Origin of the sequence: Clostridium collagenovorans DSM 3089 (assembly GCF_900130005.1) — a bacterium.
GTDB lineage: Bacteria > Bacillota > Clostridia > Clostridiales > Clostridiaceae > Clostridium_D > Clostridium_D collagenovorans.
On record NZ_FQXP01000006.1, the window covers coordinates 243,011 to 267,316 of the forward strand.

Genomic DNA, 24,306 nt, shown 5'->3' on the forward strand with positions numbered 1-24,306 from the left:
ATGACTAAAAATGTTTTTAAGGGTTCATAAATGAGTAATAGATAGAAATTGAATTCTAAAAGTTTGAATTAAATGATATAATATTAAAAAAAGAGATGGTATATGATTGAATCTATTAATAAATATTTGATTTTATGAAAAAATATTCGAAATATGTAGGAGGAAAGGAAAGAATATGGAAAAAGATTTTAATAAGGTATTACAAAGAATAAATTTTTTATATAAAAAGAGTCAAGAAGAAGGATTAACAGAAGAAGAAAAGGTAGAACAAAAGGAGTTAAGAGAATATTATTTAGAAGTGTTTAGAAATAATGTAAGAGCTCAACTTCAACATGTGAAAAAAGTGGATAATAAAGGAAAGAAGAGTTATAATTAAATAGAGTATAAGGATTTTGTTAAGTTAATATTAAGAAGTTCTTTAATATATAAGTTTTAATTAATATTCTACATTTCTAATATATAGTTGCATTTGTTCTACAATGAATGTTACATCTAAATACAATGGAGTTTGTTTATTAGAATATATATAATATATAACTTAACAGAACGGAATATAAAATTGGGGGATAGTTGTATGAAGACTAATGTTACCTTTAAAAATAACTTAAGACAAATTGCTAGCATGACTGGCGAGAAGTGTATATTTGAGGTTTTTGAGTTTGAGGAATTAAAAGGTGGTAATGACATAGAAAGTGCATTAGTATTATCATTTTTAAAGGACTCTAATATAAGGCTTAGACAAGCCAAGATAACCTTAAATAATGGAGCTGTAAGACTAGAAAGTGGAGCATTAAGTTATTTAAGAGGGGATATAGAAATAGACACTAAGATTGGAGGCATAGTTGGACTTGGTAAAAAACTATTTTCAAGTAAAGCTACAGGAGAAACTGCCTTTAAACCTAGATACTCAGGTACGGGTGAAATAACCTTAGAGCCTAGTTTTGGTCACTATGCATTAGTTGAATTATTCGATGAAACTATAATTGTGGATGATGGTGTATTTTATGCAGCAGAAGACTCAGTTGAGGTAGGAGCTTGGATGCAAAAGAATATATCTTCTGCATTAATGGGGAATGAGGGATTGTTCCAAACCAAGATATCAGGAACAGGTATTGTACTTTTAGAACTTCCTGTACCAGAGGATGAAGTTATTAAGTATGTATTACATGAGGATACTTTAAAGGTAGATGGAAACTTTGCTATCTTAAGAACTTCAGGGGTTGATTTTACAGTTGAAAAATCTGCTAAGTCTTTAATAGGATCAGCAGCAAGCGGAGAAGGTTTCTTAAATGTATTTAGGGGGACTGGAGAAGTATGGTTAGTACCAACAGAATATATTTATAAAAAACTAAAAACTTCAGGGCTTTCAAGAGTAAATAATCCTGGTGGAAGTAGTAATACTCAAGTTTAATAAAAAGTAAAGGCTAATAAGAATTAAGAATAAACATAGTTTCATGTAGAAGATAAGACTTTCTATATAGACTATGTTTTTTTATTTAAGTAAGGACTAAAAGGTAGAGAAGGAGTAAGATAGAAAAGTGAATAAAGTTTATAGATAATTTATTATGAGAAATATCTAAATATAGTAAAGATATATAACGAACTAAAAATATAGTTATGAATAGGTGGTGAGTTTTAGTAAGGATATAAGATAAATTCTTGCTAAGGATGATATATGAATTATGTTTATATAGTTGAATGTAATGATGGGACTTTATATACAGGATGGACAACTAACATAGAAAACAGACTTAAGGCACATAATAGTGGAAAAGGGGCTAAATATACGAAAGTAAGAATACCAGTTGAACTTAGGTATAGTGAAACTTATGAAAGTAAAAGTGAGGCACTGAAGAGGGAATATGCAATAAAGAAGTTAAGTAGAGCTAAAAAATTTGAGCTTATAAACAAATACGAACAATCTAACTCTTGCGTATAAAAAAAATAGAAAAAATTCAGTATATTTTAAAATAAAATTAATTATATTAATAAAATATTCGTAAATATGTTGACTTCTATGTTGAAATTTGTTAATATAGGTTGGCGAAAGAAAAATAAAATAATTAATATAAAGTTCGTATTGATTAAGTATAGATAAGTAGCTTTTAATAAGCCAAGGAGGAAGCAATGGAAAAGTTTTTTGAACTACAAGAGAATAAGACCACTGTTAAGATTGAAGTTTTAGCGGGTATAACGACATTTATGACTATGGCGTACATACTTATTGTAAACCCTGATATTCTTTCAATGACAGGTATGGATAAAGGTGCTGTATTTACAGCTACTGCAGTTTCTGCAATAATTTCTACATTAATTATGGGGTTATATGCAAAATTACCTTTTGCACAAGCACCAGGTATGGGATTAAATGCATTCTTTGCTATAACAATTGTACAGGTTATGGGATATTCATGGCAATTTGCTTTAACAGCTGTTTTATTAGAAGGAATAATATTTATTTTATTAACTATATTTAATTTAAGAGAAGCTATAGTAGATTCAATACCTCTTAATATAAAGAGAGGTATATCTGTTGGAATAGGATTATTTATTGCTTTTATGGGATTAGAGCATGCAGGAATCGTATTACATCCTGAAGCTGGAACAATTTTAGCATTAGGAAATGTAACACAAGGTACTGCTTTGTTAGGTATTATAGGAATATTAATAACAGGTATTTTATTGGCTAGAAATGTTAAAGGGGCACTTTTAATAGGAATAGTAGCTACAACTATCATAGGAATCCCAATGGGAATAACACCAGTACCAGAATCTATATTTAGTATGCCACCATCATTTTCACCTTTATTTATGAAATTTGAGTGGAGTAACATATTTAGTTTTGATATGTTCATAGTATTGTTTACATTATTGTTTATGGATATGTTTGATACTATAGGTACTTTAGTTGGAGTTGCTACTAAAGCTAAAATGCTTGATGAGAAGGGAAATGTTCCAAGAATTAAGAAGGCACTTATGGCTGATGCAATAGGTACTACTTTAGGTGCATGCTTAGGTACAAGTACAGTAAGTACATTTGTTGAAAGTGCTTCAGGAGTAGCAGAAGGTGGTAGAACAGGTTTAACAGCTGTTTCTACAGCAATGATGTTCTTTGTAGCATTATTCTTCTTCCCATTAATAAGTGTTATACCTCCAGTTGCAACATCACCAGCGCTTGTTCTTGTTGGATTATTTATGATGGAGCCTATAAAGGAAATAGATTTAACTGATTTTACAGAGGCAATACCAGCATTCTTTACTATAATAATGATGCCTTTATCATATAGTATTTCAGATGGTATAGTTTTTGGAATTATATCTTACATAGTTCTTAAGTTAGGAACAGGAAAGAGAAAAGAAATAAGTTTAACAACATATATAATAGGATTCTTATTTATTTTAAAGTTTTTAATTTAGTCAATTAAGATAAATTAAGTATTTAATATTAATTAATTCAATATAACTTAACAAAATAAATATCAATATAAATCTTAAATTACATATAGACGTAGATATAATTATCTTTAATTAATAAAGTTAGTATATCTATGTCTTATTTTTGTTTAGGTGTGAATTTTCAAAGTAAGTAAATTCTAGGTTTTTTAATAGATAAGAATAAATTTATAATTATAACACTGTTTCTGAAAACGTATGAAAAGTATTGTTTTGAATTTTAGAATGTATATTTATTATAAAAGTGAAAAAATATATAAAAATGTATTTACATAAATATAAAAATAATGTATTATTATAACAATAAATTATGTAAAGATTCATAATATAGGTAAGGTAATAAATAAACCTTATAAAATTTATAGCTATATAAATAATTTAATATAGTAATTTAAAAACAAATCATTTCAAATATTATCTAAAGTGATATCTATTCAAAATTTAGTGTGACAAACACACATAAAAATCAATAATTCAAAAACCTAAACTGCAACCTTTAACCTTAAATTTAAAAAATATAGAAATAAAACTTTTAATTTATATATAAGTTTCAATTAACAATCTACATTTTGAATTTGAACTAAGTTTATTTAATAATAGTTATTTCTAAATATGATGAAGAATCATTATTGAAATCTATATATTATAAATTAAAATTAAAAGTTTGTAATTAAAGTTAAAACTATCCTTATCTAAGGAATAGTTAATTTGTGGATTTAATACAAGTAAGTTATTAAAATTAAACATGAAAAGTGAAGAGTAAAATTTATGAGTTAATTGATAATTTCATATTCAATATGTAGTTGTTAATTAATAAAAGAGCCAACTTTGAAATAAAAGCTTTACTGAGCCTAATATAATTATGAATTTATATTAATTTATTAAAACTAATATAAAAGGAAGCGGTGAAAGAAATATGATAATGAAGGTTGAGCTTAAGAGAGCATTCCAAAGTAAGGGCTTTTATTTAAGTCTAATTATAGGAATTATATTCTCTATTTTACAATTGAGAGAGGATGGTTTTTTTTATCCCTTTGAAGAAACATATTTCGGTCCATGGAGTCTATATGATCACTGGATTATGTTTAGGGCGGGAAGTTTTAGAAATTCAATGCTTATGTTAATGCCTCTTTTAACTGCAATTTGCTATAGTAGCTCGTTTTTAGAGGATAGAAAGTCAGGATTTAGTAAATCTATTTATACTAGAATAAATAGAAAAGAATATATAAGAGCTAAGTATATAGCTAATTTTTTATCATCATTTGTGGTTATTGTTATTCCATTAATAATTTATCTTTTATTTTTGTTGATGACAATACCTAATATAAAACCTGATGTATCAATATATAATCAAACAATAAGACAATATGGTATGTTCCATAACTTATATTATTCGCAACCCATAGTATATATTTTAATAGCAACTTGTATATATGGAATTTTTGGAGGAATATATTCCTCTGTGGCTTTGGTTGTAAGTTTAAAAATAAAAAATATCTTTGTTGTATTATCAACACCATTTTTATTTGTATTTATTTTAGATATGATAATGCATTTTTTAAAAACCTATAACCTAAGTCCTATAAATTATCTAAGTGTATTTTCAAGGGCTAATAGTGCAGTTGTTTTTTTAGAAATAATTATAGGGGTATTAATAACCTTTGGTATGTTTTATTTAGGAGGAAAGAATGAAGAAATCTTATAATAAAGAGAAGGTTTTACTTCCTATCAGATTAAATAAAAATTATATCATTGGGGTAATAGCGCTGATATGTATGGTTATAGTGGTTTATATTTATATTAGTCCTTATAGACCTAAGCTTATGTCTAGTGTTTTTGATTATATGATAAAGCCTGGTACTATCAACGGCGCTACAAATTTCGGGATTTTTTCAAATTTTATGTTACCAGCTAGTGGTTTTCTTTTAGTTAAACTCTTAGAAATTTATGAAAAAGATTTTATAGTGCACAGGTACAGTAATAAAAAGGAACTTTGGAATACTCAAGTAAAAAATATAATTATAATCTCTGTTGTAATTATGTTAATAATAGTTACTTTGAGTTATATATGCTCTGTTATAAAGTTTGGGAGTTTTCACAATGCTTGGCCGGAGGAAGGAAGTACTCTTGCTATAGAGGCAAGAGGCTTAAAGCTATATATTTCAGAAAGAAAAGTTTTATATAGTACAGGAAGCATGCTTTTATTAATTTTTTTATCTGGTACATTAGGGTTAATAACTCAAGGATTATTAGTTTTAATCTTAAAGATTAAGATTAAAAACAGCTTTTTAGTGTATTTTTTTATGCTTACTATAACATTCATAGATTGTTATTTGCTTGGGGGAGCACTAATAATAAAACGAATGATATTGGGTGGAATAAAGATGTTATATATTGGAGAAATATTTGGAGATATTATATACCTTCTTTTTGTAGCAACGGCAATTTACTTCACAGGAAGAAGGCTGAATTGTAAGAAGGAATTTTATAAATGATAAAGCAATTTTATATCATAAATGTGAGTTTATAAGGTGAAAATTTTTAGTTAAGTTATTATAGAAGTTATCTCGTTTTAGGTATTCTTTAAAAATTAAAAATGGGGGTAGTAGTAATGGATATTACTTATATTGAAGTTAATGGGGTTAGTAAGAAAATAAAAGAAAACAAGGTTTTAGATAATATAAGTTTCTCTCTAGAAAGGGGTAAGATAGTAGGTTTTAGAGGAAAGAATGGTTCAGGTAAAACTATGCTATTTAGAGCTCTTTCAGGATTAATAAGAATTGATGAAGGGGAAATAAAGATAGATGGAAAAGTAATGGGAAAGGATATAGATTTCCCAGAGAGTTTAGGAGTTGTAATTGAGTATCCAGGTCTATTACCAGGATATACTGGCTTTGAGAATCTGAAGATTTTAGCAGATCTTAAGGGTGTTATAGGAGAAGATGAAATAAAGGAAGCTATAAAATCTGTAGGTTTAGACCCAGAGGATAAAAGAAAGTTTAAAAAATACTCCTTAGGAATGAAGCAAAGACTTGGAATAGCTCAAGCTATAATGGAAAAACCGGATTTAATTATTTTAGATGAACCTACAAATGCATTAGACCAAGATGGGGTAGAGTTAGTAAAAAATATTCTTATAGAACTTAAAAATCAAGGGAAAACAATTTTAGTTGCATCTCATGATAAGGAGGAAATAGAGTATTTATCCGATGAAATATATTATCTAAATGATGGTAAGGTTTCAAATTATAGAATTCTTAAGGAGTAAGGGAATATGAAAAAAAAGAAAATGCTTTATATGACTATAAGTATTGCTATTCTTATGCTTTGCGTAGGTGTTTTTACTTATAAATACAATAAAATTAATAGTGAAAATGTAACAAAGTTAACTATAGATAAATATGAGATGGGTGAAAAGGTAGAGCTTCAGGATTTTAATATTAGGGTTAATTCGCTTAGAGAAAAATATGCAAATAAAGAAGAGGTTTTTTATGAATTAGAGTTAGAGCTTCAAAATAAGAGTAATGATACTAAAAGTTTTGAACATGCAATTAATGAAATGAAGGTTGAATCTGTATATGCTCAAATAATAATGGAGAAGGAAAATAACTTTGTGGCTTTAAAATCAAATTCAACTAAAACTTATAAAATACAGTTTGTTGTTGATAAGAAGGCTTATGATGCATTAAAAGATAAGGGTAAGTTTGAGTATTATATAAGCAATAAGTTCTATATGGATCAATGTAAAGATAAGTTTTTACAGGATAAAGAGTATTATAAAAAGAGTATTAATTTAAGTGTTAACTAGGTTCGTGGATGCTTTAAGAGGTGGACAATAAGAAGGGAGGATTTAGTGGGAGGGGAACAAAGCTGACACTTGTAATAGTATTCTCTCACTAAGATAATTTGTGAAAAAAACTAATATTAAAACAATAAAGAAGTTACTATTAAGAGATATAAAGTATGGATTTTACGAAAATAGATATAAGTATTTAGTGTTTATACTTATGATATTAGTATTATCAATTATATCTGCTGCGTCATACAGAGGGACTATAAGAGGTAATTTTGTAGATGTAATTATGAATATTTTACCAGGAGAGAGGAATTTAGAAATCCACATTCCGATTCTTTGGATTTTAATAAATAGTTACGTATTATTTATTATTGGAAGCTATGCATATGATGATTATAAAGAAAATTCATTATATATAATCTATAGAACAAATGGAAAAATGGAATTTTGGATTAGCAAATTTTTATGGACAATATTAAATGTGTTACTTTGTTATATTATTTTATTTGGGATAATAATAGCAGTGGGATACATAATTCTAGGGGGAGGATTTAGCTATAGTGCCTATAGTGAGCTTAGAATACTACCTAATATGCTACGAGTAGCAACAATAGGAGAATTAGTATTTACAATTAGTACAAGCTTTTTAGTATTATGGTTGTCACTGAGTCTACTACAGTTATCATTATCTATTATTATGAAGCCTATTAATGCATATGTTTTCATAATGGTATTTTTAATGATAGGAATATTTATTCCGTCTCCAATATTCCCAGCTCAATATTGTATGATACTTAGAAATGAAATTTTTGATAATTTATATAATATAACCTTACTTAAAGCTGTGATTTATAATTGTATTATTGCTATGGTTGCAATTTTAATTGGAATATTTGCAATCAATAAAAAAGAAATACTTTAGGTAGGTCATAACAGGGTTGTAAGAAATAAAAAAGCTAAGTCAAAGGGTAGTTTAAAGTTGCTACTCTCATGGCTTAGCTTTTTATTATTCTGATTTTATGTCTGTATTTGGTGAAGTAGTTGAGCTACTTTCAGAAGGTATAGTTTCATTATTATCATTATTAAATGATTCTCCTATTTTATCAAATAAAGATGAGAAGAAGTCTTTTATATCTTCCCACAACTTTTGAAAAAATCCACTTTCTTTAATTTTTTCACCTTGATTTTTTAAGATATTTTTAATTTCAGAACCAAATTTATTAAGTGAATCCTTTACAGAATCATAATTAATATCTAAGTCATTTATTCTAGACATTAAACCTTGAATTTCTTTTTTCTGTTCATCATTTAATTTAACACCATAATTATTTGTTACATTTACTATGATATCTTTAATTTGAGCGTCATTTTTAGGCTTGTCTTTAATGACCTCTGTTTTAATATCATTTATTATACTAGAAGCTTTATCATTTCCAACACTTTCACCTAAATTTCCAACGACACCTACTTCATCCTGTGCAACTTTTTTCTGAGTTTCACTTATTTTATTACCAGTGGAGGTTTCAAAACCTTTTAATATTCCGGTAAGTGCAGCTTCACCAGTTACAGGAAAAGGTGAAGAGGCTTTAATATGTGCATCTGTAATACCAGCAGTAATTAAGGCATTGACTAGCATATTGCCAGTAACTTGAGTTAAATTGTTTGTTTCTACAGATATTCCATTACCTTTACTTAATAATTCAACATAAGAACTAGAAAATGAACTATTTCCTCCACCAGGAGTATTAGTGTCTCCACCTAATAAGTCCGTTATATCTTTATTAGTTATTTCAATAATTTTAACTTCATCTTTATTTACGCCAAACTCTTTTAACATATCTTCCTTTTGAGCAGTAGTTAGGTTTGCACCTAAAGTAACTATTTTACCTACCTCAGCAAAGGCAGTATGTAATGGCAAGGTAAATACCATTGTACAAAGAAGTAAAGCACTTAAAAAATGCTTAAATTTGAATTTATTCATGGTAAGCTCCTCCTATTTTAATTATAGAAAATAGTTTGTAGTTTTAAATCTATATATAATATATAATATATTTCACAAAAAATAACAACATATATATAGAAAATAGGAGGAATATTATTTTAAGAAGGATTTATAAAACTCTATATGCATCTATAGTTTTATGTACATATTTCAATGTCTTTTCAACAGCTTCGTCTATAGAATATTTTGAGGACTTATTAAGCATTCTAGAAAGCATACCTTGATATATTAAGACATTCATTTCATTGATTTCTTTTAAATCATCTTCTCTTAAAAAGTTATCTTCAGCAGCTTCTTCTAAGATTTTATAGTCTCTAAGATAAATATCATCCTCTAAAAGCATAGGTAAGAATTTTTCATTTTCTTCTCCTAATTCTTCAGGAAAGATTGAGTAATATAATTTCATTGACTCATTAATCTTATCAGAGCAATATTCGCTGAAGAAAATTAAGTTATATATTTCTGGTTTTAAATAAGAATGATAACTAAAACACTTCCAAACATTAAAATACATGTCTAAAGAGTTCTTAGAGCCTTTTGTATATTCATATAGGTCACTAGCATAATCCTTTAGGTATTTCATTGAGGATAGGAAAATTAAGTGATTCAAATTCTGGAAATAATTGTATAAGGTTGCACTATTATATCCTGCCATATCAGCTACTTTTCTTATAGTAACGCATTCAATTCCTTCCTCTTCGATAATTGAATTGGTAGCTTCAATAAAATATTTCATTATTCTTCTTTTTTGAAGTTCTTTTTTTACCATTGTCTAACACCACTTTACTCTAAAATTATATTACCATTATAACAATAAAAAATTTTTTAGCAATCCTAAACATTGTTAAGTATTTATCTAAGTAATAGAATCTATTCAATAGTTCAATAGAGAAAATTATGGAAAAGTTATTGAAAACTAATCTTGTTCAGAGTATAATCATGATTATAAAGTAACAATGTTTAAATTATTTTGAAAATTTGAAAAGGGGTGTTTGATTTGAAACTTGAAATTGGAAATTTTTATGTTCAAAACATTATTTTTGGAGACACTTTATCTTTTAATAAGGGTACTTTAACAATTAATAAAAAAGAGGCCCTTGATTTTATCATGGAGGACGAGCATATAACTGAAGCTGATTTACACATTGTTAAACCTGGCGATGAAGTTAGATTATGTCCTGTTAAAGAGGCAATTGAGCCTAGGGTTAAATTAAATGGTGACTCATTATTCCCTGGATATACAGGAGAATTAACTAGATGTGGTGATGGAAGATGTCACGCTCTAAAAAATTGTAGTGTATTAGTTGTAGGAAAGCATTGGGGTGGATTCCAAGACGGTGTAATTGATATGGCTGGCGAAGGAGCTAAATACACTTACTTTTCAAAACTTCAAAATATAGTATTAGTTGCAGATACAGATGAAGAGTTTGAAAAAAGAGAACAGCAAAAGAAAAATAATGCATTAAGAAGAGCTGGTCATAGATTAGCAGAATTCATAGGAAACTGTGTTAAAACTTTAACACCGGATGATGAAGAAATTTTTGAACTTGCTTCTGTAGCTGAAAATTGTACAAACTTCTCTAAGCTTCCTAAGGTGGTATATGTAATGCAACCTCAATCACAAATGGAAGAGATAGGATATAACACTTTGGTATATGGTTGGGATGCTAATAGAATGTTACCAACTTTCATGAATCCAAATGAAATATTAGATGGTGCTCTTGTATCAGGTAGCTTTATGCCTTGTTCATCTAAATGGAGTACTTATGATTATCAGAACAATCCAACAATAAAAAGACTTTATAAAGAACATGGAAAGACATTAAACTTCTTAGGAGTAATAATGTCAAACTTAAATGTAGCCTTAGAGCAAAAAGAAAGAGCTGCACTATTTGTTTCACAAATTGCTAAATCATTAGGTGCTGATGGTGCTATAGTTTCAGAGGAAGGATACGGAAATCCAGATGCTGACTATGTAGCATGTTTAGTCGCACTTGAAGATGTAGGAGTAAAAACTGTAGGACTTACTAATGAATGTACAGGTAGAGATGGTAATTCTCAACCACTTGTTACATTAGATGAGAAAATCACAGCAATGGTTTCTACAGGTAACGTTTCAGAATTAATAAAACTTCCTCCAATGAAAGTAGTACTTGGAGAACTTGAAGCATTAAGTAGAGATGGACTTTCTGGTGGTTGGGCAAATGATGAAATTCTTGGGTCTTCAGTTAAAGAAGATGGCTCTATAATTCTTGAAAATAATGCTATGTTCTGTGGTGACCAAATAATAGGTTGGTCTGATAAAACAATGAAGGAATTCTAATTTAACTTAAATTAAGGGAGGTTGTACTATTATGAAAAAGGCAATTATGTATGTAAACCAATTCTTTGGACAAATTGGTGGTGAAGATAAGGCAGATTACGCTCCTACTATAACAGAGGGGTTAGTTGGACCTGCATTACAACTTGATAAAGTTTTAGATGGAAAAGTTACTCATACTATAATTTGTGGTGATAACTTCATAGGATCTAATACAGATGAAGCAATAAAAACAATCTTATCATTTTTAGAAGGTAAAGATTTTGATATATTCTTTGCAGGACCTGCTTTCCAAGCTGGAAGATACGGTGTAGCTTGTGGAGAGGTATGTAAAGCTGTAAAGGAAAAATTTAATGTTCCTGTAATTACATCTATGCACATAGAAAACCCTGGTGTAGAGATGTTTAAGAAGGACATGTATGTTTTCAAAGGCGGACATAGTGCAGCTAAGATGAGAGACGATATAAAAACTATGGCTAAGTTAGGAAATAAAATTTTAAATGGAGAAGAAAACTTAGGAGCTGAGATAGAAGGATATTATCCACGTGGAATTAGACATCAGGTTTGGAGAGAAGATAAAGTAATGGCTTCTGATAGAGCTGTTGATATGTTAATTGCTAAACTAAACAATAAATCTTATATAACAGAATTACCTATGCCTAAGTTAGATAGAGTTCCTATAGCTGATGCTATTAAGGATTTAAGCAAAGCTAATATAGCTTTAGTTAACACCGGTGGTATAGTTCCAATTGATAATCCAGATAGAATACAATCTGCATCTGCTACTAGATGGGGTAAATATGATATTTCAAATTGTGATACTATAAAAGGTGGAGAATATAAAACTATTCATGCTGGTTTTGACCCTGCAGCTGCTGATAGTGATCCTAATGTTATAACTCCAATAGATGCTTTAAAAGTTTATGAGAAAGAAGGAAAAATAGGAAAACTTCATGGATACTTCTACTCAACTGTTGGAACAGGTACAACACAAGCAGAAGCAGCTAGAATGGCAAATGAGATAGTACCTTTATTAAAAGAAGACAATGTAGACGGAGTTATAATGGTTTCTACATGAGGAACTTGTACTCGTTGCGGTGCAACAATGGTTAAAGAATTTGAAAAAGCAGGTTTCCCAGTAGTTCAAATGGCAAACTTAGTGCCAGTAGCTAAAACAGTTGGTGCCAATAGAATAGTTCCAACTATATCTATTCCATATCCTTTAGGAGATCCAGCTACTTCTAAGGAAGAACAATGGAAGTTACGTTATCATAGAGTTGGTGTAGCATTAGATTCTCTTGCTACTGATATAAAAGAACAAACAGTTTTCAAGGTTAAGTTATAAGGGGTAGATAAATAAATATATCTTGAAAGGGGTAGAAGTGTAATGAAAGCAAGTGTAAGTAAAAAGTCATCTGTAAGTAATCCGGTTTATTTCATCTCACTTGTAATTACTTTTATTGTTGCAGCATGGGCAATTTTCTTTAAGGATGGATTTTCTAGTGCAGCAAACCAACTACTGGATGTTTTAACAACTGATTTCGGATGGGCTTATTTAGTAGCAGTATTCGCATTTTTACTGTTTGCTTTAGCTTTAGCATTTAGTAAATTTGGTAAGATAAAATTAGGACCTGATGATTCTAAGCCTGAATATAGTACAATCTCTTGGTTCGCTATGTTGTTTGGAGCTGGTATGGGAATAGGATTAGTATTTTGGGGTATAGCTGAGCCTTTAGCTCACTTTACTAATCCACCGAATCAACTAACTCCAGGCTCTGTGGAAGCAGCTCAATTTGCTATGAAATCCTCATTTATGCATTGGGGATTCCATCCTTGGGCAACTTATAGTATTATTGGTTTAGCTTTGGCGTACTTCCAATTTAGAAAAAATTATCCTGGTTTAATTAGTAGTATTTTTATACCTTTAATAGGAGAGAAGAGAGCTAATGGACCAATAGGAAAGTTCATTGATATAGCAGCAGTTTTAGCAACTGTTGCAGGAGTTGCCACATCACTTGGTTTAGGAACTCTACAAATAAATAGTGGTCTTAATTATTTATTCAATATACCAAATTCTCAGCTTGTGCAAATTATAATAATTGCAGTAGTAACTATAATTACAATTTGGTCAGCTGTAAGTGGTATTGAAAAGGGGATAAAGGTTGTATCTGATGTTAATTTATATTTAGCATTTGGAATATTGATATTAACTTTTTTAATTGGACCAACTGTAAAAATTGTAAATTCTATTTTAAGTAACTTTGGTATATATGTTCAGGATATAATTTCTGACAGTTTATCAGTATCACCCTTTGGAGATAACTCATGGATGAAAGCATGGAGAATCTTCTATTGGGCATGGTGGATTGCATGGGCTCCATTTGTTGGTACATTTATAGCTCGTATTTCTAAGGGAAGAACAATAAGAGAATTTATTTTAGGGGTAATCTTTGCTCCTTCATTAGGTTCAATTATATGGTTCGGTGTATTTGGAACAACTGGTTTAAATTTAGCATTTACTAAGAAATTAGGAATAGATGCCCTTAGAACCATAGCAGCAACACCAGAAACAGCATTCTTTGCTATAATGAAAAACTACAAGTTTGGAATAATAATTTCACTAATAGCTGTAATTTTATTATGTACCTTCTTTATAACTTCAGCTAACTCAGCAACCTTTGTATTAGGTATGCTTACATCTAAAGGTGATTTAAACCCATCTAGTGGTAAGAAAATTATATGGGGAGTAATACAAGCATTACTAGCAACAGCATTATTACTTGCAGGGGGACTCCAAGCCTTACAGACAGCATCAGTCGCCTCAGCATTCCCATTCATATTTATAATGCTATTTGCCTGTGTGTCCTTGTACAAAGCCTTGAAGCAAGAAGATATAGGGTCTTGTAGTAAAACTAAAAAGGTAACAAGTAAACAATAAAATAAATAATAATTCCATTAACAATTTTAAACTGAAGCTGTACATGAGGAGACCCACCTCGTGTACGGCTTCTTTTTTCATTGCATCAAAGCATATTATAGTTTTTATAAAGGTTACTCAATAAAAGATACATAGGTGTTTATTCTTAATTTAAGTTACTTAATTGGATATTAATATTTATCTTTTTAATGGACGAGCATTTATCTATAGTAAAAAGCTATAGAGAATCAAGGGTTTATCGGTATGAAAACAATATCATATATTGTAAAATAATATAGAAAGCTTGTGAAAAATGTAAGAGAATCTGTATTATGGCGTATTAATCACAGCTTTACATTTTAAATTATGGGGTGAATTATAATGAACGATTTTCCAAGTATATTTAATGAGTTTAGTGAAGCAAGAAGAAATGGTTTTATTAGAGTAAAAGAATTAAAAAATAAAGGACATAATGTTGTAGGTGTATTTTGTACATATACTCCAATGGAAATAATATATGCATCAGGAGCTTACCCAGTAGGATTATGTGGAATGAGTGATGAAGCAATTCCAGATGCTGAAAAACATCTTCCTAAAAACCTTTGTCCATTAATAAAATCAAGTTATGGTTTCGCTGTAAGTGAAAAGTGTCCATACACTTATTTCTCAGACTTATTAATTGGGGAAACAACTTGTGATGGTAAAAAGAAAATGTATGAGTACTTAGGTGAAATAAAACCTATGCATGTAATGCATTTACCACAAGGTGCTGACAGAGAGCATGCTGTTAAGGTTTGGAAAGATGAAATGATTCATCTTAAAGAAGTTTTAGAAAAGAAATTCAATGTGGAAATCACAGATGAAAAATTAAGAGAATCTATAAAAGCTAGAAATAAAGAAAGAGAATTATTAAGAGAGTTCTATTCTTTAGGTAAATTAAATCCTCCAGCTATTAAGGGTAGAGATATGTACAAGGTTTTAGAAGGTACAGGCTTTACTTTTGATAAGGAAGAACAAAATCAAAGAATTAGAGCTATGATAGATGATATTAAAGCTAAATATGATGCTGAAGGTAGCGCAATATCAAAAGAAGATAAAAGAATATTAGTTACAGGTTGTCCAATCGGTGGAGTTATGGACAAGGTTATAGGCACTATCGAAGAAAACGGTGGAGTAGTTGTATGTTTTGAAAACTGTGGAGGAGTTAAAGAAAAAGCTCGTTTAGTTGATGAAACTAAAGATCCATATGATGCATTAGCAGAAAAATATATAAACATTCCATGTTCAGTTATGTGCAATAACAATGGAAGACTTGAACTTTTAGATTCATTAATTGATGAATACCAAATTGATGGAGTTATAGATATTACTCTTCAAGCTTGTCATACTTATAATTTAGAAGTTAAGAGAGTAAAAGATTATGTAACTACTGTTAAAAATACACCATGTATGGGCTTAGAAACAGACTATTCTCAATCAGATATAGGTCAAATTAAGACTCGTATAGCAGCATTTATAGAAATGCTTTAGAAATTAGAAAGTAGAGAGGTTAGAAAAATGTACTATATAGGAATAGATATTGGTTCTACAGCAGCAAAGGTTGCAATATTTAATGACGAGAATTTACAAGAAACTTTATTAATGCCAACAGGATGGAGCAGTATTGATACGGCTAAGAGCATAGAAGAAAAGTTGACGACAATGGGAATTAATGAAGAAAACAGAAAAGTAGTTGCAACAGGCTATGGAAGGGTATCAGTTCCTTATGCAGATAAAGCAGTTACTGAAATAACTTGCCATGGTAAGGGTGCAGCATACTTATATGAAGATAGTTGTACGGTTATAGATATAGGTGGACAAGATACTAAGGTTATAACTGTGGAAAATGGTATGATTACTAACTTTATAATGAATGATAAATGTTCTGCTGGAACAGGTAGATTCATAGAGATAATGGGAAATGCCTTAGGTCTTAGCATTGGTGAGTTATGTGAACTTGCAGCTAAGGGGGGCGGTGTTAGCATTAGCTCTATGTGTACAGTTTTTGCAGAGTCTGAGGTTATAAGCTTAATAGGAAGCGGAGAAAAGAGAGAAAATATTTGCTTTGCGGTTATAGATTCCGTTGTAAGTAAGGTTTCTTCTCTTTGTGGAAAGCATGGAGACTCAGGGAATTACTACTTAACTGGAGGACTAAGTAAATGTCCTTATATACTTGAAAGATTAAGTGAGAAGTTAGGTGCAGAAGTAAAGACTCATGAATTAGCTCATCATGCTGGAGCAATGGGAGCGGCTTTATTAGCTAAGAATCTTAAAAAGTAAATTAATAAAATTAAAGTATTAAATCTACTATAGAAATTTAAAGAGAATTTTTAGAAATATAAATAAGTTAATATACAGATAAGTTGGTATACAAATTATAATATACAAAAATTAAATGTAATACACAAATTTAATATACAAATCGAATACAATATACAAAAATTAAAACTGTAGGCAATTTAGTTACCTACAGTTTCTTTTTTACAAAATAAGTCTTAGTATGTTTTTTATAAGGCAAGCTTTAATAATATATAGATCTTTCTATAAAGCAAGTTTTAATATATTATATATATCTTCCTTATATAAAGGTTTTACAGTTCCGAATGGAGCAATTCTAGCAGCATTTTCAGTAATTGCATCTATATCCTCTAAACCTACATTTATATCCTTAAGAGAAGTAGGAGCACCTATAGATTTATAGAATTCAATAACAGAATCTATACCTTTTAATGCTTTTTCTTCATCAGTACCTTCCTTAATATTAAATATGTTTTCAGCAAATCTTACAAAGGCAGGAAGATTATCTTTATATACATATTTAGCCCAAGCAGGGAAAACTATTGCTAATCCTGCACCATGAGATATATCATATATAGCACTAAGTGCATGTTCAATCAAGTGAGTTGACCAATCTCCACCAGAACGACCCATTCCAGTACTTCTATTTAATGCAAGAGTACCACTTAAAGCTAGTTCTGCACGAGATTCATAGTTACTAGGATCATTTAATAGAACTTTACCATGTTCAATAGTTGTCTTCATAATAGCCTCAGTGTATCCCATCATTAAGTCAACATTTTCAGTACCATCAAAATAGAACTCATAAAGGTGAGTTAATATATCTACTATTGAATTAATAGTTTGTTTTTCAGGTAAAGAGCTTTGTATACTAGGATCTAGGAAAGAAACCTTAGGGAAGACTAATGGACTACCAAAGGACCATTTAGATAAAGTTTCTTCATTTGTAATAACTCCACCAGAGTTCATTTCAGAACCAGTAGCAGAGATTGTAAGAACACCATATATAGGTAAAGCCTTTGATATATCAAGGTCCTCTTTAGCAAATAAATCCCAAGCATCGCCATCATGGTAATATGCAGCAGCTATAGCCTTTGCACTATCATAAACACTTCCGCCACCAAGACAAACAATAGCATCAACATCATTTTCTCTAGAAACGGAGATAGCTTCTCTTACCTTTGAAATAACAGGGTTAGCCTTTACGCCACCAACTTCAACCCATTCTATTTTGTTATCTTTTAAAGAAGCAGAAACAGTATCATATACTCCATTTTTGAATATTGAACCCTTTCCATAAAGCATTAAAACTTTTTTCACATTATTAGCAGCAAGTTCTTGTCCAATACACTTAATAATATCCCTTCCAAAAACAAGCTTCGTAGGATTATAATAAGAAAAATTATTCATATTCAACATCTCCTTTTAATATCTTATGTAAAATATAACACAAGACTGTATTTTAAATTTAGACTATATATAATCTATGTAGTCCAGGACTTTTCATATAAGATTACTTTAAGAATCGATAATAATTTAAATACAGATTAATTTATATTCAATAACTAACAAAATATATTATTTGCTAATTGAGTTGATTTTAAAAGTAACTTATTTATTATATTATATAACAAAAAGTAAGAATTACTATATAAGAACTTAGAACTTTAATATATAATTTAAAATATATAAACTAGTTTATATGTTTCAAAAAATCATTACATATTTTTCAATATTAAAACTATATTATGAAATTAATATGTGTAAAAGATAAATTTAAATGATAGATACTGACTACTTAATTAAATGTATTGAATAAAGTATTTTTAGAATTTAAATAAAAATTATTGTTTAGTAAAGGAGGGTTTAGTGTTAGCTCATTTATAATATAGCTTTTCACTAAAGATGGGGTATGTATATAGGTGTTGATTTAGGCGGAACTAATATAGTAGTAGGACTAGTAGATGAACAGTGCAATGTAATAAGTACTAAAAGTAGAGAAACAAATAGTTGTAGGGGAAAAGATCCTATAATAAAAGATATTATAGAAATGATAGTGGAAATAAAGTCAGAATCTATTGAAGATATAAAAGCAATAGGAGTAGGTATACCTGGATTCGCAGATAAAGCTGGAAATGTAAAAGCTATTATAAATCTTAAGTGGAAAAATGTTAATTTAAGTGAAATATTAGAGGGGAAATTTAAGATACCAGTTGCCATAGATAATGATGCAACCGTTGCAGGAGTTGCTGAATTTGAAGCTGGAGCAATGAGGGGATATGACAATGGAGTTTTACTTACCTTAGGAACTGGTATTGGAGCGGGAATAATAATAAATGGACAAGTATTTAATGGCTCTCATGCTATTGGTTCAGAAATTGGACATATGGTTATAGGTGAAAATTTTTATACTTGTAATTGTGGAAGAAATGGATGTTTTGAGACCTTCGCATCTTCCACAGGAATAATAAAGTATGCTGAAAAACTTTTAAAAGAAGGGGAAAACAGCGAAGTAATAAATAATTACATAAAGGGAGACTACTCAAAACTTAATGCTAAAATCATAATAGATGCAGCTAAGAAGGGGGACTCTTTAGGACTTAAGGTATTTAATAGGGCTATTAAATATCTTACCATAGGAATATTAAATATAATGAATATTATAGATCCAGAGGTTATAGCCTTTGGGGGAGGGGTTTCTAATGCAGGAGAATTTTTGCTAGAGGCTCTTAGAATAGAGGTAGAAAAAACTAGGTATAATAAGGATTTTCCTGTTCCAGAGTTTAAAATAGCACATTTTAAAAATGATGCTGGTATTATTGGAGCAGCAATGATAGGAAAACATAAAATTAATTAGCAAAAAATCAACCCTTCCTTAATAAGATAGTAGTAACTATAAATTAGGTAAGGGTGATTTTATGTGTAATGATAAAGGTAAAAGGTTATTAGAATCAGGTAAAGACAATAAAACTAATGAGAAAATAAAAAGGATAAGTAGCAATTCCACATATAAAAGAAGTTATATCTTTCAAAAGGGAACTATTAATTTTACTAATGAGGGCAAAGGTGGAGAGTATTTAAATATAGGATTTAGTAGGTTGAAAAGTGGAGCATTTAAAGAACTTGCAAGTATCTTTGGGGTTTCACAAAAGGCAATTATACTGTTTTTATTAGGTTTTGTGGCTATGATATTTGTTATGATTAGATTATCTGGAACTGATTTATATATAGAAAAATCTATGGTATACATAATAACAGCTACATTTATAACTATAATTTTTATTGGATTCAATGCTAAATTTTCTTATGGTGCAGTTATTACAGGGACTATATTGTCCTTATCCATAGGAACAATTTTAGGTGTTTTAATGATTTTGTTTGAAATAACTTATAAAAGCATTTTATCTCAAGCAACTTTACTTATGTTTTTATGCAGTATGTCCACTATACTTCTATATAAATCTAGCAGTAGATTTAAAGGTAAATACACTAGGGTGATTAAGGTAATAACCTTAGCTATAGTACTATCATATTTATGTACATTTATATTTTCTTTGTTTGGAATAGAGATGTTATACTTACATCAATGTAAATTGGTAGGAGTGATTTTAAGCTTTTTCTTTATGTATCTTGCTTCAATTTCTTCTTTGTGGAGCTTTGATTTAATCAATAATACTATATCCAGAGGAGTTCCAAAATCTATGGAATGGTACTGTGCTTCAGTTATGATTTTAAGTATTTTATGGTCAATAACGCAGTTGCCAATGATTCTAAAGAAGCGAATTTATTGATTGTTAATAAGTAATAATATGGAATTCGTGATATAATTAATAGGAAGCAGAGTGTTATGAAGGAGGGATTATCATGGGATTAATTGATTTACATTGTGATACAGCTTGGAAGATATTTCACAGTAATAAAGAGGGGAATTTATTAGAAAATTCATATCATGTGGATATAAAAAAATTACAGAGGGCAAATTCTATTGCACAGTTTTTTGCGCTATTTATAGATCAAGAAGAATATTTAAAGAGAAGAGTTACACCTTTTGAACATTGTAATGATATGTTTGATTGTTTTTATAAGGAACTTATTAGAAATAAAGAGTATATAAATTTAGCTAGAAATTATGATGAGTTAGTTAAAAATAAAGAAGAAGGAAAGATATCAGCATTTTTAACTATTGAAGGTGCTGAGCCTATAGAAAATAAGATTTCTAATATAAATTATTTTTATAGATTAGGGGTTAGATTAATTACTTTAACATGGAACTATGAAAATCAGATAGGATATCCTAATTGTAATGAAAAGTATAGAAATAAAGGGTTGACAAGCTTTGGTAAAGAAGCAGTAGAAGAAATGAATAATTTAAAAATCCTTGTTGATGTATCTCATCTTTCAGATGGTGGATTTTATGATGTAGCAGAGTTAGCAAAGATGCCTTTTGTAGCATCTCACTCTAATAGTAGAGAAGTTACAAACCATCCAAGAAATTTAACTGATGAAATGATTAAAATCTTAGCTAATAAGGGTGGAATAATGGGATTAAACTTCTGCACACCTTTCATAACTAGTACTGAAAAAATTACTAAGGTAGAACACATAGTTGATCACGCTAAACATATTAAAAATGTAGGTGGAATAGATGTATTATCTATAGGAGCAGACTTTGATGGAATAGGTGGAAGTTTAGAAATCAGTAATATAGGTGAGATGGATAAGCTAGCCCTTGGTTTAAATAAAGCTGGTTTTAGCGATGATGAAATAGATAAGATTTTTTACAAAAATGCAGAAAGAGTTATAAAAGAGCTATAGCCTAGTGCTAGGCTCTTTTTTTATTTAGCATATATGCACAGTAAGTAAATAAGAAAAGATTTTTTATTAAGATATATACATTTCAACAATGATTCTTCATCATATTTAGAAATAACTATTATTAAATAAATCTAGTCCAAATTCAAAATGTATATTGGTAATTAAAACTTATATATTTAATTTAAATTAGAGAGTACGTATAAGCTTTAGTTAAAATTATGCTTTAAAGGTATAAAATTTAAAAATATAGTTTTTTCAAATAAGGAATTAAATTATAATAATATATAAATACTGTTGCTTATTTACATAAGCTTAAGGTTAAGATATATAGTATGAAGCTTTAAGAAAATACATAAATTGAGATATATAATATATAAATTATGAAGGGAGACTCTGCTTAAAAACCTTAAGAATAAACGGAATTCTTAGTTTTAGGTGAATGGTTATCTTTGATGAAGCCTAAAGCTGTATTAAGCAGAAAATTATTATATGAAACAACAAATTGTTAAGCTATTAAAAAGTGCTGGTGGAGACTTTGTATCAGGTCAGTTAATAAGTGAAAAATTAAATGTTAGCAGAGCTGCCATATGGAAATATATGAACGCATTAAAAGAAGAAGGCTATGAAATAGAATCTGTTTCGAGAAAGGGATATAGACTAATTGAAAGTGCTGATGTTCTAACTAGCTCAGAGGTTGAAAAGTATTTGACAGCTACTAGTATAGGTAGAAATTTAGTTTATTTTAAAACAATAGGTTCAACTAATGATGAAGCTAAAAGAATTGCATTTGATACAGTAAATGGAACTGTAGTAGTTTCTGAGGAGCAGACTAATGGAAGGGGAAGGCTTGGAAGGGTATGGTCTTCACCTATTGGTAAGGGAATATGGATGTCAGTAGTATTAAAACCTGATATTATACCAGAAAAGGTTTCAAGAATAACTCTTATAGGAGCTGCAGCTGTATGCAAAGCACTACAGGAGATGGGAGTAGATGCTAAAATAAAATGGCCTAATGATTTATTGTTAAGTAAAAAGAAACTTTGTGGAATACTTACTGAAATGAGTGCTGAACTTAATCATGTTAATTACATTGTTATGGGTATTGGAATAAATGTAAACATAGAGCTTGAAGAATATCCAGAAGAGCTTAGAGATATAGCTACTTCACTTAAAATAGCAACAGGAGAAGATTTCAATAGACAGGAACTTATGGCTAGAATTCTAAATAATTTAGAAAGACTTTATACAGAGTTTATTGAAAAGGATGATATGAGTGAAAGCATAAGAGTATGTAAGGAAAATTCCTTGTTAATTGGAGAAAAGGTATTTTTGATTGAAAGAGGCGGAAAAAGAGAAGTAAAGGTCATAGACATAGATGAAGCTGGTGAACTTATAGTTATAAATGAAAATGGAGAAATGGAGACAATTATATCAGGAGAAGTTTCAGTAAGAGGATTTTAGAAATAAGATATCTTAGTATATTTAAATATTATAAAGCTGCTAGTTTAACAGAAAATAGTGTGAAAATTAGAGATTTAAGTATGAATATTTTTATATAATAGTAATATAAGAGTTATATTTGGGAAAATTGATAAATAACAGAAGGGGTAGATAGTTCTAAATACTTTATTACCCCCATAGTTTAAGGTAGGGATTACTTTAAACTATGGGGGTTAACATGAAGGCAAGGGGAGAAGTTTTTTTTACTGTTATAATAGGATGCGTATTTTATATCATAATGATTATGAGCATTCATAACTATACATGGGGTATTACATATGAGCAAAATCAATCTATAATGGCTATTAGAGAGAACTCAGCTAAATATAGTGAGGAAGTAGTTAATAGAAGACTTGAAGAAAAGAATGAAGTTTTAAGGCTAGAGCGATTAGAAGAAGAAAATGAAGCTATAGAAAACATAGTTAATAAGTATATATCAGAAGAGGAACAGGAAAGTGTTGCAGTTTCGTATTATAATCTAAAGGATGATATATATGTAGGATTAAATGATGAAAATATGTTTTTAGGTGCAAGTACAACCAAAGTAATGTTAAGTATGGTGTATGCTGATTTAATAAATGAAGGTAAAATAAGCTTAGATGATTTAATATATTATAATGAAAGCAACTATGAGGATGGCTGTGGAGTGCTTCAGGGAATGGATAAAAGTAGTCCATTTACTGTAGAAACCTTAATGAACTATTCAATAGTATATTCAGATAATATAGCTACTCAAATGCTAATTGGAAAGATTGGATTTAATTATTTAAGAACTGTAATGAATGACATGGTTGATATGGATTTACCTAAGGATGATAACTATGCAACTTCAAAGTTCTTGTGTGAGTTTTTAAAAATTCTATATTACAATGAGGATAATAATCCTTATTATGAGTTGATTTTCAAAAATATGAGTGAAGTAATTCAACATGATAGGTTAACTAAATACTTACCTAAGGATGAGGTTTTTCATAAGTTTGGGGATATATATGGATACTCAAATGATATCATGATATGTGATGGAGAAAATCCTTATGCTTTAATAGTTTTGACAGAGAATCTTCCAGGAAGTTATGAAAAAATGGCTAACTTATCTAAGGATATTTATGAATATAAAAATCAGTATTAAAATAAAAGAAGCTGCTTCACAAAGAAACTTAGTGACA

General features: G+C 29.3%; 22 protein-coding genes. 19 read left to right on the top strand and 3 right to left on the bottom strand.

Annotated elements, in window-relative coordinates; all coding sequences use genetic code 11:
* Nucleotides 1–175 precede the first annotated feature (175 nt).
* From BUA48_RS09260 to BUA48_RS09300, 9 genes are all read left to right on the top strand, one after another.
* Nucleotides 176–376, top strand: coding sequence for a DUF896 domain-containing protein (locus BUA48_RS09260; RefSeq protein ID WP_072831774.1), 201 nt, complete (start codon nt 176–178; stop codon nt 374–376).
* Nucleotides 377–574: 198 nt separating this feature from the next.
* On the top strand, nt 575–1,411 hold the full coding sequence (locus tag BUA48_RS09265; protein ID WP_072831775.1) for an AIM24 family protein: 837 nt from the start codon (nt 575–577) through the stop codon (nt 1,409–1,411).
* Between the two features lie 264 nt (nt 1,412–1,675).
* Nucleotides 1,676–1,939: a GIY-YIG nuclease family protein gene (locus BUA48_RS09270; protein WP_072831776.1), complete on the top strand. Its 264-nt coding sequence runs from the start codon at nt 1,676–1,678 to the stop codon at nt 1,937–1,939.
* A gap of 188 nt (nt 1,940–2,127) precedes the next feature.
* Complete coding sequence (locus tag BUA48_RS09275; protein ID WP_072831777.1) at nt 2,128–3,417, top strand: NCS2 family permease; 1,290 nt, start codon at nt 2,128–2,130, stop codon at nt 3,415–3,417.
* Nucleotides 3,418–4,369: 952 nt separating this feature from the next.
* Nucleotides 4,370–5,158 carry an ABC transporter permease gene (locus BUA48_RS09280; RefSeq protein WP_072831778.1) on the top strand — a complete coding sequence of 263 codons (789 nt, stop codon included), beginning with the start codon at nt 4,370–4,372 and terminating at the stop codon, nt 5,156–5,158.
* Nucleotides 5,142–5,948, top strand: coding sequence for a hypothetical protein (locus tag BUA48_RS09285; RefSeq protein WP_072831779.1), 807 nt, complete (start codon nt 5,142–5,144; stop codon nt 5,946–5,948). Before BUA48_RS09280 ends, BUA48_RS09285 begins: the two co-directional genes overlap by 17 nt.
* A gap of 122 nt (nt 5,949–6,070) precedes the next feature.
* Nucleotides 6,071–6,721 carry an ATP-binding cassette domain-containing protein gene (locus BUA48_RS09290; RefSeq protein WP_072831847.1) on the top strand — a complete coding sequence of 217 codons (651 nt, stop codon included), beginning with the start codon at nt 6,071–6,073 and terminating at the stop codon, nt 6,719–6,721.
* Between the two features lie 6 nt (nt 6,722–6,727).
* Nucleotides 6,728–7,261, top strand: coding sequence for a hypothetical protein (locus BUA48_RS09295; protein ID WP_072831780.1), 534 nt, complete (start codon nt 6,728–6,730; stop codon nt 7,259–7,261).
* A gap of 100 nt (nt 7,262–7,361) precedes the next feature.
* Complete coding sequence (locus tag BUA48_RS09300) at nt 7,362–8,171, top strand: hypothetical protein (RefSeq protein ID WP_072831781.1); 810 nt, start codon at nt 7,362–7,364, stop codon at nt 8,169–8,171.
* Between the two features lie 84 nt (nt 8,172–8,255).
* Here BUA48_RS09300 and BUA48_RS09305 read toward each other — a convergent pair whose 3' ends face one another.
* Together BUA48_RS09305 and BUA48_RS09310 are read right to left on the bottom strand one after the other, a co-directional pair.
* Nucleotides 8,256–9,230: a DUF1002 domain-containing protein gene (locus tag BUA48_RS09305; RefSeq protein ID WP_072831782.1), complete on the bottom strand. Its 975-nt coding sequence runs from the start codon at nt 9,228–9,230 to the stop codon at nt 8,256–8,258.
* A 130-nt stretch (nt 9,231–9,360) separates the two neighbouring features.
* Nucleotides 9,361–10,020, bottom strand: coding sequence for a TetR family transcriptional regulator (locus BUA48_RS09310; protein ID WP_072831783.1), 660 nt, complete (start codon nt 10,018–10,020; stop codon nt 9,361–9,363).
* A 219-nt stretch (nt 10,021–10,239) separates the two neighbouring features.
* Here BUA48_RS09310 and BUA48_RS09315 point away from each other — a divergent pair, with 219 nt between their 5' ends.
* The 5 genes from BUA48_RS09315 to BUA48_RS09340 all read left to right on the top strand — a co-directional run bounded on the left by BUA48_RS09315 (nt 10,240) and on the right by BUA48_RS09340 (nt 16,807).
* A complete protein-coding gene (locus tag BUA48_RS09315; RefSeq protein WP_341465246.1) occupies nt 10,240–11,574 on the top strand; it encodes a glycine/sarcosine/betaine reductase component B subunit in 1,335 nt (444 codons plus the stop codon).
* Between the two features lie 31 nt (nt 11,575–11,605).
* A complete protein-coding gene (gene grdH, locus BUA48_RS09320) occupies nt 11,606–12,916 on the top strand; it encodes a betaine reductase selenoprotein B (protein ID WP_084666211.1) in 1,311 nt (436 codons plus the stop codon).
* Nucleotides 12,917–12,958: 42 nt separating this feature from the next.
* Nucleotides 12,959–14,509: a glycine betaine uptake BCCT transporter gene (locus tag BUA48_RS09330; RefSeq protein WP_072831787.1), complete on the top strand. Its 1,551-nt coding sequence runs from the start codon at nt 12,959–12,961 to the stop codon at nt 14,507–14,509.
* Nucleotides 14,510–14,869: 360 nt separating this feature from the next.
* Nucleotides 14,870–16,018: a double-cubane-cluster-containing anaerobic reductase gene (locus BUA48_RS09335; RefSeq protein WP_072831788.1), complete on the top strand. Its 1,149-nt coding sequence runs from the start codon at nt 14,870–14,872 to the stop codon at nt 16,016–16,018.
* Between the two features lie 27 nt (nt 16,019–16,045).
* Nucleotides 16,046–16,807 (top strand): acyl-CoA dehydratase activase, encoded by a 762-nt coding sequence (locus BUA48_RS09340; RefSeq protein ID WP_072831789.1) that lies wholly within the window; start codon nt 16,046–16,048, stop codon nt 16,805–16,807.
* 261 nt (nt 16,808–17,068) lie between these two features.
* Here BUA48_RS09340 and BUA48_RS09345 read toward each other — a convergent pair whose 3' ends face one another.
* Nucleotides 17,069–18,235 (bottom strand): iron-containing alcohol dehydrogenase, encoded by a 1,167-nt coding sequence (locus BUA48_RS09345; protein WP_072831790.1) that lies wholly within the window; start codon nt 18,233–18,235, stop codon nt 17,069–17,071.
* 502 nt (nt 18,236–18,737) lie between these two features.
* Between BUA48_RS09345 and BUA48_RS09350 the strand changes: the two genes are divergently transcribed.
* The 5 genes from BUA48_RS09350 to BUA48_RS09370 all read left to right on the top strand — a co-directional run bounded on the left by BUA48_RS09350 (nt 18,738) and on the right by BUA48_RS09370 (nt 24,269).
* Entirely contained in the window at nt 18,738–19,682 is a 945-nt protein-coding gene (locus tag BUA48_RS09350) for an ROK family protein (RefSeq protein ID WP_072831791.1), read from the top strand.
* Nucleotides 19,683–19,743: 61 nt separating this feature from the next.
* The gene (locus BUA48_RS09355) at nt 19,744–20,616 is read left to right on the top strand and encodes a Bax inhibitor-1/YccA family membrane protein (RefSeq protein ID WP_072831792.1); all 873 of its coding nucleotides are present in this window, start codon (nt 19,744–19,746) and stop codon (nt 20,614–20,616) included.
* Nucleotides 20,617–20,689: 73 nt separating this feature from the next.
* Nucleotides 20,690–21,640 (top strand): dipeptidase, encoded by a 951-nt coding sequence (locus BUA48_RS09360; protein WP_072831793.1) that lies wholly within the window; start codon nt 20,690–20,692, stop codon nt 21,638–21,640.
* A 489-nt stretch (nt 21,641–22,129) separates the two neighbouring features.
* On the top strand, nt 22,130–23,101 hold the full coding sequence (locus BUA48_RS09365) for a biotin--[acetyl-CoA-carboxylase] ligase (protein WP_072831794.1): 972 nt from the start codon (nt 22,130–22,132) through the stop codon (nt 23,099–23,101).
* Between the two features lie 217 nt (nt 23,102–23,318).
* A complete protein-coding gene (locus BUA48_RS09370; protein ID WP_072831795.1) occupies nt 23,319–24,269 on the top strand; it encodes a serine hydrolase in 951 nt (316 codons plus the stop codon).
* Nucleotides 24,270–24,306: the final 37 nt, after the last annotated feature.